10 protein-coding genes are annotated in these 9,696 nt (G+C 36.6%); 2 read left to right on the forward strand and 8 right to left on the reverse strand.

What is annotated here, in order from left to right:
• Nucleotides 1-24 precede the first annotated feature (24 nt).
• Nucleotides 25-939 carry a LysR family transcriptional regulator gene (locus tag I2F62_RS12555; protein WP_324627335.1) on the reverse strand — a complete coding sequence of 305 codons (915 nt, stop codon included), beginning with the start codon at nucleotides 937-939 and terminating at the stop codon, nucleotides 25-27.
• Nucleotides 940-1,053: 114 nt separating this feature from the next.
• Between I2F62_RS12555 and I2F62_RS12560 the strand changes: the two genes are divergently transcribed.
• Nucleotides 1,054-1,485: a CidA/LrgA family protein gene (locus I2F62_RS12560; protein WP_324627336.1), complete on the forward strand. Its 432-nt coding sequence runs from the start codon at nucleotides 1,054-1,056 to the stop codon at nucleotides 1,483-1,485.
• Nucleotides 1,486-1,515: 30 nt separating this feature from the next.
• Entirely contained in the window at nucleotides 1,516-2,205 is a 690-nt protein-coding gene (locus I2F62_RS12565; protein ID WP_324627337.1) for an LrgB family protein, read from the forward strand.
• A gap of 29 nt (nucleotides 2,206-2,234) precedes the next feature.
• Here the strand turns inward: I2F62_RS12565 and I2F62_RS12570 are convergent, their stop codons facing one another.
• From I2F62_RS12570 to I2F62_RS12600, 7 genes are all read right to left on the reverse strand, one after another.
• Nucleotides 2,235-4,145 (reverse strand): sensor histidine kinase, encoded by a 1,911-nt coding sequence (locus I2F62_RS12570; protein ID WP_324627338.1) that lies wholly within the window; start codon nucleotides 4,143-4,145, stop codon nucleotides 2,235-2,237.
• On the reverse strand, nucleotides 4,091-4,777 hold the full coding sequence (locus tag I2F62_RS12575) for a response regulator transcription factor (protein WP_324627339.1): 687 nt from the start codon (nucleotides 4,775-4,777) through the stop codon (nucleotides 4,091-4,093). Before I2F62_RS12575 ends, I2F62_RS12570 begins: the two co-directional genes overlap by 55 nt.
• 174 nt (nucleotides 4,778-4,951) lie before the next feature.
• Entirely contained in the window at nucleotides 4,952-5,380 is a 429-nt protein-coding gene (locus I2F62_RS12580) for a hypothetical protein (RefSeq protein WP_324627340.1), read from the reverse strand.
• A 12-nt stretch (nucleotides 5,381-5,392) separates the two neighbouring features.
• Entirely contained in the window at nucleotides 5,393-7,711 is a 2,319-nt protein-coding gene (locus I2F62_RS12585; protein WP_324627341.1) for a fimbria/pilus outer membrane usher protein, read from the reverse strand.
• Between the two features lie 34 nt (nucleotides 7,712-7,745).
• Entirely contained in the window at nucleotides 7,746-8,444 is a 699-nt protein-coding gene (locus I2F62_RS12590) for a molecular chaperone (protein ID WP_324627342.1), read from the reverse strand.
• Between the two features lie 71 nt (nucleotides 8,445-8,515).
• On the reverse strand, nucleotides 8,516-9,031 hold the full coding sequence (locus tag I2F62_RS12595) for a hypothetical protein (protein WP_324627343.1): 516 nt from the start codon (nucleotides 9,029-9,031) through the stop codon (nucleotides 8,516-8,518).
• Nucleotides 9,032-9,470: 439 nt separating this feature from the next.
• A partial coding sequence (locus I2F62_RS12600; protein WP_324627344.1) for a hypothetical protein occupies nucleotides 9,471-9,696 on the reverse strand: 226 nt, incomplete at its 5' end.

Consider the following 9,696-nt stretch of genomic DNA (forward strand, 5'->3'; position numbering starts at 1 on the left):
TATAAATACAAAAGGATAAGTGATTTATCCTTTTGTGCTATGAAATGCTTGAAAATGTTCGCGCACAACCTGTAGCCACGCCTGAACTGCAGGAGAATGCGCACTATTCTTTTTCCAAGCCATGACCAAATGCCAAGGAATACTTGGATTTTTTAGTTGTACAGCAGCAAATAAATTCGGATCTAACAAGTTGGTGTAATATAGCGGCAATAACGCAATTCCCATCCGTTGCTGCACCATATCGGCAAGTAAGCTCCACTGGCTACTTCTACAAATAATATTCGGATAAAATCCATGCTGTTGGCAGGCGTCTAAAATAATTTGATTCAACGAAAAATTTTCTGGAAACATCAAAAATGCTTGATGTTTCAATTCTGCCATATCAATGACTTCGCGTTTTGCCCAAGCGGAATGTTTAGGTAGAACCACCATTAAGGGGAAATTGACCAGTTCAGTACAATCAAATATTTCCCGATCGAATGGATCTAAAATTACCCCGACATCTAATTCATTGTTCATTAGTGCTTGTTCGATGCCTTTTGATCCCACCTCTAAAAATGAAAGCTCAATCTGCGGCCATTGTTGGTGAAAGTCAAATAATGCTGTGGTCAGCAATTGCCCACCCAACGGAGGTACGCCCAGTCGTAACTTGCCTGTTTTAAGTTGTTGATAATCTTCAATCTCATCGAAAATATTTTGTTCTGCATTTAACAATGCAACCGCATGTTGATAAACCTTTTGCCCAATTTCAGTCAATTCAAGTTGTCGTTTGCGACCATCTTTGGGTTTTAGAAACAAGGGCACAGCCAAATCATCTTCTAGTTGTTGCAACATTTTACTAATGGTAGGCTGCGTTAAATTTAAATGCTCTGCTGTGCGTGTGAAGCTTTTACTTTGTACCACGTTAACAAAGCATTGTAGTGATTTTAATGAAAGCATAATAAAAATAAAATTATTCAATTTTAGAATAATTTTAGCATGAATAATTCATATTGAGCTGATGCTAATTGCATTATTGTCTTATGTATAGATTTTCATTGCGATGAAACAACCATGAACACACCGTTCAATTTACGATCAAGCATGCACGAACTTTTTGAAGTATCCAAACAACTGCTGATTTTGTCATTTTTTTGGCTCATCGGTGATGGCCTAAATAAACTACTACACATTCCAATTTCAGCAGGTATTTTGGGCATGCTGATTTTATTGTTGTGTTTATTTTGTAAGATCGTCGATATCGATCAAGTATCGATGGGTGCGGCCGCTGTTTTGGGAGAATTATTGTTGTTTTTCTTGCCTGTGGTGGTTGCGGTGGTGCAATACAAAACACTGTTTTTAACCGAAGGTTGGCAAATTATGTTGTGTATTGTGGTGGGTACGGTCAGTGTCATGCTCAGCACATCGCTCACCATTCATTACTATCATTTAATACAGCGATATTTTCAATGGCGTAAGCATATGCAACACACGCATGAATTGTGAAATATGGGGTAATGATAAAAGGAAAATGATATGAATATTTGGGCAATCGTCTGTTTAATTTGGACAATCGGTGCTTATGTGATTGCTAAAAAAATTTATCGCAAACATCCTAAAGTGTGGTTATCTCCTGCGATTACTGTGCCAGTTTTGACCATTATTTTAATGTTAATCTTTGGTATTTCCTATCAAACCTATCAACAAGACACCACATGGCTGATCAATTTAATTGGCCCAGCCACTGTGGCTTTTGCAGTTCCGATTTATCGTTACAGAATGACGATTCGTCAAAATATTGGCGTGTTGAGTCTGGCAATTACAGTTGGAATGAGTGTGGGTGTGATTGGAGCCTATGAAATGTCGAAATTATTTCATTTTAGTCCAGAAGTCAGTAATAGTTTAATGGCTCGCTCTATTTCAACCCCATTTGCGATGGCTTTAGCCGACCATATTCACGGTTCAAGCACATTGGTTTCACTGTTTACTGTAATTACGGGCTTAGTCGGCATGGTCTGTGGTGATATGATTTTGGCAGTCACTAAAGTGCGTTCAAATATTGCAAATGGTGCCGCACTAGGCAATAGTGCTCATGGTTTTGGGACAATTCGTGCGCAACAGCGGAATGAACAAGAGGGCGTGATTGCCAGTTTAACTATGGTGATGGCCGGTATTTTAATGGTGATTGTTGGGCCAAGTTTAATTCATCTCTGGCTGAGTTTATAACAGACTGATAGCAAAGGATAAAAATGAAATTAAACAATGATTTCTAAAATAGTGCTGCCCAGTTCTGAGAAAATCATAAACTCTCCACCAATACGATGAACACGTGCTTGCATGCTTTGTAAACCCACATGCAAGCCTTCTTGAACGGTAGATGGGTCAAAGCCAATACCATTATCTTGAATTTTTAAATGTAGTTTACGATGCTTAGTTTCCTGCAAAGAAATCACCACATGCGTTGCTCTGCTGTGCTTAATAACATTGGTTAATGCTTCCTCAACAACACGTGATAAAGTCAAACAGTGCTGGGCTTTGGGTTTATGTTTCCATTGTTCAGTAAAAACCCATTCAGACTCAATATCCATTTCTTCAAAAACTTGCACAAACCGATGACGCAATGGTGCGCACCACAGCATTGGAGAAAGTGGTACTGCAAGATTAGCATTTGAACCGGTGTCTATAATTTGCCGTAAATCGCTGCGTAATAATTTTAAAATAGAAATAAAATGATTTCGCTCTAAATTTTCGTTTTTATCCACAATAATCATCGATCGAACCAAAGAACCACCCAAACTATCGTGTAGTTCATGCGACAATTTAAGCCGCTCTTGCAAACGAATATTTTCAAATTCCAGTAGATATTCTTTTTCTAAGGCGGTAGTTAAATCGGCATTTGCTTGTTCAACGGTCATTTGCAAGGTTTGATTAAACTGCATAATTTTTTTGAAACTACGAAAAATGCGTCTAGATAAAATTAAAGATAAAGCAATTGTCATAGCAATGGATGAATAAGATGCGAATATTTGCTCTCTTTTTTCATTGGCTACCATCGCAATATCATGGATTAAAATCAGCATAAAAAGAAAAAGTAACCCCGCCAAAATACGAGTTTCAATTCTTGTGTCACTAATTGCTGTCCATTGTATAAATAAGCAATTTGAAATAAAGAGTATTGAATAAAAAAGAAATGCGATGAGCTGAATCAGTAAAAAATAATTCTGTGTTGTCATTAACATGCTGATTGATAATACAAAACATGTAAATAAGAGGACGTGTTCAATTCGAGGTTTTTTCTGATCGATTAAGCGCCAGGTAAACAAACAGAAAAAATAGCCATGCCAAAGTAAAATAATGCTACCGAGTCGACTTAATGTATCTGATTTAGGGAAGATAAAAGGTGTTGTAATCAGAAAAGTAGTTTCAAATAAAACCCAAATCATCGATGCCAATGCAAAATAACCAAATGCACTTTCTTTACGGTTAAGCACCCAAACCAAGAAAAATAAAGCGCTTAATGTTAAAGAAATCACAATATTAATAAAAATTAGTGTTCGGTTATTCCAAACTGCGGCAAGATGATGTTCAATAATACTTGGTTGAGGCCCAAGCTGAATTTCCCCAAGTCCAGGTAATATGGTGAAAATCCCAAATACTTTGATTAATGTTTCATTATGATGGGGTTTGATTGTGCTTGCAGGAAAAGAAAAATAGCGTGGACGATTCCAACTACGTGAATATGGCTCGACCAATGATGCGTCTTGCCAAATAAGTTCTGAGTTATTAAAAACTTCGCCAGCAAGCGTCATATAACTCACACTTAAAAAAGTTGGCTGACTTTTTAACGTTTGGTTCGGACAAGCTTGATCCCACGTAATCCGATACCATACTGCACCTGTGTATTTTTCCCAACCCTTTTGCTTAATCCATGTATCGGGAAGTTTGGTTTTTATCCAGCCCGTTTTAGGCGGTGTGGCTAAGTTTTCTGGATCTCTAACTTTTTCAATGGATCTAATATTGTAATTACAGTGTAGGTTTTCTGCGTAACTGCTTTGCGTGCTACATAATATTGCAATGCAAATAAATAAAATTGTTGTATGTATTAATATTTTTAATGGAGTATCCCAAGCGATCTGGCTGCCCCTAAAGCTTTTGTTCTTGTACATACTTCAAGCTTCCGGTAAATATGTTTTATATGTGATTCAATGGTATAGCGTGAAAGATTTAAGTGATTCGCAATTTCTTTATTGCTTAAACCTTGGGCAACCAGATTTAAAATTTCATATTCTCTTTTAGACAAAATTGTATTTTCTTCATTGCACTCCTTTACTTCCTTTAAGTCCTCTTTTTTTTCTTCAATCAACAGACCTAAAATTTTATTTGCCATAAATGGGTCAATTGGCGCACCACCACGAAGTACGCTGCGAATGGCCATAATAATTTCAAAATCATCGCGTTCTTTCAGCACATAACCCGTTGCACCTGCACTTAATGCTTCTAGCAGCATATCTTCAGTGCTCCACGCTGAAATCACTAAAATTGATATGGTCGGGTCATAATCTTTTAAAATTTTAATAAAATCGATGCCGCTGCCATCGGGTAAACCTAAATCAACCAAAGCAAACGATGCCGATGTGGTTTCAAGTAGTTTTTTCGCCTGAGCTAAATTCTGCGCAAATAAAATTTGATGAATGGTATAGCCGATGCTGAGTAATATCTCATGCAGACGGTTTTGTATTAAAGGATCATCTTCTAAAACAATAATTGGAACAGGTAAAATTAGAGTTTTATCCTCCATTGTTATTACTCCTTGAGCTCATAGTTTTGCTTAAAAATTCTTATTTAAGAAGCTCAATTGATTAAAATTATAGCATATTTTTTTACAAAAATAGCTTTTAAAGATTTACCAAATGGTTTGGTTTATTCAATCAATTGCATTTATTTTTACGGGTTAATCTGAATCTGATGTATTTTAGAATTGCACATCGACACTGAGTTGATCACGATATTCGCCCGCAGGAATAATGTAATTGGGTCGCTCATTCACCACCACACGCACCACAAATTTTTGCTTATAAGGGTCTAAAGGGGTTAATGGCGTATTCCATTCACTTTTGGTGGCACCGCTAATATTCATAGACGTACTGATTTTTTTACCATTGGCATTAATCAAATTGCTATCACCATTTTTATTTAGAAGGTTTCTGGCCTTAAACACGATGTTAAATTGACGATTGCACTCGACTTCAATGGATGTCGCTGCCATATTATCCGATTGATATCTTAGGTTTAAATTATTCAAACTGACTCTTGTAATACCACAGCCTTTATTTGCAACCGCCACGTTGCTGGTAGATAAACATGCTAAGGCAATTAGGCTACAACATAGATATTTTCGCATGGTCTCATTCCTCTATTGACAAGTTAAGTCCGTAACTTGATCTTCATTACTTTGCTCAGTCACTGTCATTGTTAGACTACATTTGTCTGGTGAACTTGAAAAAACATCAAAATGATATTGCCCAGGAATGAGACTATACAAAGTCACTGTGCCATCCGAACCAATTGGATAGACATCGTTTTCTTTGTTATTGACGTGAAGCTCAGAGCCTTTGTTAAATCCTTGCTGAGACTGCTTTAAAGGACGAATGGTAATATTTTTCGCCCGATAAATAGGATAATTAATTAAATAGCCACGTTGGTTTAAACCGGTAACAACGTGCTGCGCGGTTTCAATTTTATCTTCGACAGGCAGTTGGTTTTCATCAAAACGGATTTCAGAAGGCAAATAGGGGATGACATTATGGATAAATGCATAACCTTTACTATTTGTTTTACTCACCAACGAGTTGGTTAAATAGAAGTCTACATCTGGATATTGACCCATTTTAACCAACGCAAAGGCATTATTGACCGATTTGGTTAACGCAAACTGATTGTCTAACCATACCACCGCGCCTTTAAAATTAAATTGTGTTTCGTTGTTTTTACGTCCTTGATAATATTGGAAATTCAAATCGCCCATGTCGGTTTTATACACACCATCGAAGGTGTAGAGCATTTGATTATTTCGATAACTTCCACCTAAGCTATAATCGAATCCTTGTTGCTGATTTGAGTATTTTTGGTACTTTAAATTCGCATCGCCATTGCTTGTTGCCGAAGCATGCACAGCACGTTGTTGGTCAAAACGATAGGTGAGGGCTAAACTTGCACCAGAGTTTTTAATATCACCAAAGGCTTTGAAATAACTGACACTCAAATCTAATTTAGGATTAATATTGCGGTAGATTCCAACAGTAAAAACTTTATTATTCAACGTATTTGATACGTCAAGATTAGGATTGCGATAATAAGATTGCTGTGCATAATTAAAATTAATCGATCCAAAAACAGGGACTTTGCTTATAGCAAGATAGGCTAAATTTTCGTATTTGAGCGTACTGCTGTTCATTTCAAGCGAATCACCAATAAATTTATAATTTTGATCTTGATAACGTGTTCTAAAACCGATGGTTAAATTATTAAAATCTTTGCTAGTAGAAAATCCATAGGCGTAGTTATATTTACTTTGATCATCATGAGATGCCATCACAAGCGTATCGACTACAAATTTACTGGCAATGGCTTGCGTCCACATAATGCCTAGATTTTGAATATCTTTGGAATATGCAGCATTTAAACCTAATGAAGTTTGATTACTAATCCCTCTGCGGAAAAATCCGCTCGCAAAAAAATCTCGGTAATCACTGCTGTCTAAACTATAGTTATAGCGTAATTTACCCATCGAAATATTGTAATCGTTTAATCCTTTACGCAGCAGCTGACTGCTGAGCAAAACCGGAAAAGATTGCACGCTGCGATTTCCAAGAATATCTTCAACGACAATTTCAGCTTGACCCGTTTGTTGTAAATTCGCACCCACTTGCAAATTATAGTCACCCGGAGTGACTTGTTGTTGATAAACACTGACACCATTAATGTATAAATCTACAGTGGATGGGATTTTTGCACTACCACTTAAACTTGGCACATTCCAATAGATAAAACCAGGACGTGTTTGATAATTTGTTCCCCAACTAATACCACCAAAACGTAGCGAATTAATCAGCGGGTTGTAAGGTGTTGTGGTGTCGCCTAAGGTTAAACTGGTCATTTTTTCTGGAAAATCAAGTTGCAAGGTCGTATTTACACGAACGACTTTTTTTAGTGTCGGCTCATTAAAATAAGTAAAAGCATTATTAAACAACCAATAATCTTTAAAAATACCTAACTCGACAAGGGTGTTAAAACGGTTACTTCGGTCATCTTCATCTTTTTGGTGACCATAAAAAAGCTCATAATTCATAAAAGCGCCAAAGTCAGCACGATCAATATGCTGTTCGGTGTCTGCACCAGTTTGATTTTTGAATAAAGATGGCGGCACTTCTAGTTTTAGCGCTTGGCTTGATTCATCAAAATGACTGCTGAGTGAGTCTTTATCGCCAGACACATCACAATAGTTATTATTGCTTGCCGAGCGTTTTAATTGTTTTAAATCCAAATTGTATTCAGACAAAATTTGGCAATCAATGAAATAGTGATCGTCTTGTTTTAAAACTAGAATATCTTTATTCATATTCAGTTGGTTGATCCAAATACCAGCCAAAATTTCTTCAAGGGGCATCTCTGCATAGCTATTTGTGCAGAGGTAGAATTGAATGAGTAAACAGAGTGTACTTTTTCTCTTCATGTCGATGCTCCATATCATTTATTTCTTTTAATTATTATTGGCTGAGTGGGAAGGTTTGTTTTTCAGTATTTTTGTCTGTCATTAATCGAACGCTATATTTTTTCGGATCATTTAATGCCGATTTAAGCGTATAGTTGCCCGCTTTTTGTGCGAGTAAATAGCGCATTTCGTTATTGCTATACACCACATTTTTATTCTGGTCGATCAGTTCGAAATGACTAATTTGCACATGTGAATTAGACAAATTTTTAATATTGATTTGACTGTTTTTATACTGAATATCAAGTTTTAAGTCGTGTTGTTGACCAACAAAAAGGGGCATATTAAAGTTCAGTAAAAAACCAACTTTTGCACCTTCGGTTGCTTCTTGTGGAAGCTCATTTAAAATAATTCGCCAAGTGCCTTCTTGCCCATTTGGCACAATGGTATCAATCGGTTGTTTGAAACCAATACGAATAGATTGCGTTTGCTTGGCCTGCATAATAAAATTTTTAGGATTGATCATGAGCGTTGTATCTGGAGTTAGAATATTTTCGCCATTTTCATCCTGTGTCCATTTAAAGACATGCGCTTCAAAAATCCGTTTTTGATTGGTGTCGGTAGAGGTGAGGGCAAGCGTTGTGCTGCGTTGACGCTTTGTATCATGAATATACAATTGCACTGGTTCTACTAAAACGCCAGCATAAGACGATACGGTGTATAAACACAGACAATACATGAGTAATTTTTTCATTCTTCGCTCCACTTTTATTTTTCTTTTAAAAAGGATGCGAATTAATCGAAATTAATTCGCATACATTGCGATTAATAGCTGACGCTGACTCTATACGTATCTGTATATGTCCCTGCCAGTTGAGTGGCACTTACAGCATTATTTGAAACGGTGACTGTGTAGTTATCAGAAGAAGAACCGTCCATATTGGTGGCCCCCCAACTCACCGATCCCTTTGGGCCAGTGGTAGTAATGGTTGTCGGAATTTTTTTGCTTGAGTCATTATTGTGCTGAACGAAGGTGCTGTTTTGTACACCCGCATTTGCTGTTGAAATATTTAAGATATACGGTGTGTTGGTTGTGACAGTATATTTTGAAGAAACATTGCCACCTGTGGATTTAAGCTCAATTGGGGCTCCTCCAGTAACCTCACATTTTTTAGCGACAACCAGTTTAATTGGAATTTCTAGTTCACAACCTGAGGTTGTTGTACAGTCAGCCCATTTATTACCACCAGGGCCTGGGCGAGCAGCTTCTTCTGCAAAAGCTACATTCATTCCACCACTAACCATTATTGCTGCAAGTGCATATTGAGTAAGTTTTTTCATGGTATCTCTCCGTGTTAATTACATTTTTAATTCTCAACGTGATAATCGTTATTAAGACTCATTCACGTGATTTGGATAAATTATCAGCAGCAGAGAGAGCGGGAAATACCTGAAATTGGTGAGTTAGGTCGATTATTTTAGAAAAAAACTAAATTTATGAAATTTTCCACAAGATGAGAATTGTATATTTTTTGTCTATTTGTTTGTTTTTTTGGTATTAAATGCGATCAACTCATACTGAAAACTAATGAAATCAAATTTGTAAATAAGTTTGTTGAACAGTTGAATTTTAGTTGGGATATCAGTGTGATTTTAGAAGAATGTGCAGACAACGCCCAAGAATTTGAAATTCAGTTTGTAGAGCAACAAACCAAGTTTGGTGCGCAAATGCAGATTTTTAGCGTTAAGCTAGCTCTAAAAAGCGATAACAATCAAAGCCTTATATTGCAATATTTCGTATAATGTATATTATGTTAAATAGCTTATCAAAGATTGCACGTACTGCTACAGCTTCAGCACGTACAACTTCACTGGAGCGATTCATAGCATTGTAATCCCTCCAGTGAAGTAAGCTAATGAACATAATATTCATTATGCCGAAATTCTTCACTATCTCATTCTTGCTATGTGATGATCTAACCGGATAAACATTATTTTTAGCTGCT

Source organism: Acinetobacter sp. MD2(2019) (genome assembly GCF_035615615.1).
Taxonomy (GTDB): domain Bacteria; phylum Pseudomonadota; class Gammaproteobacteria; order Pseudomonadales; family Moraxellaceae; genus Acinetobacter.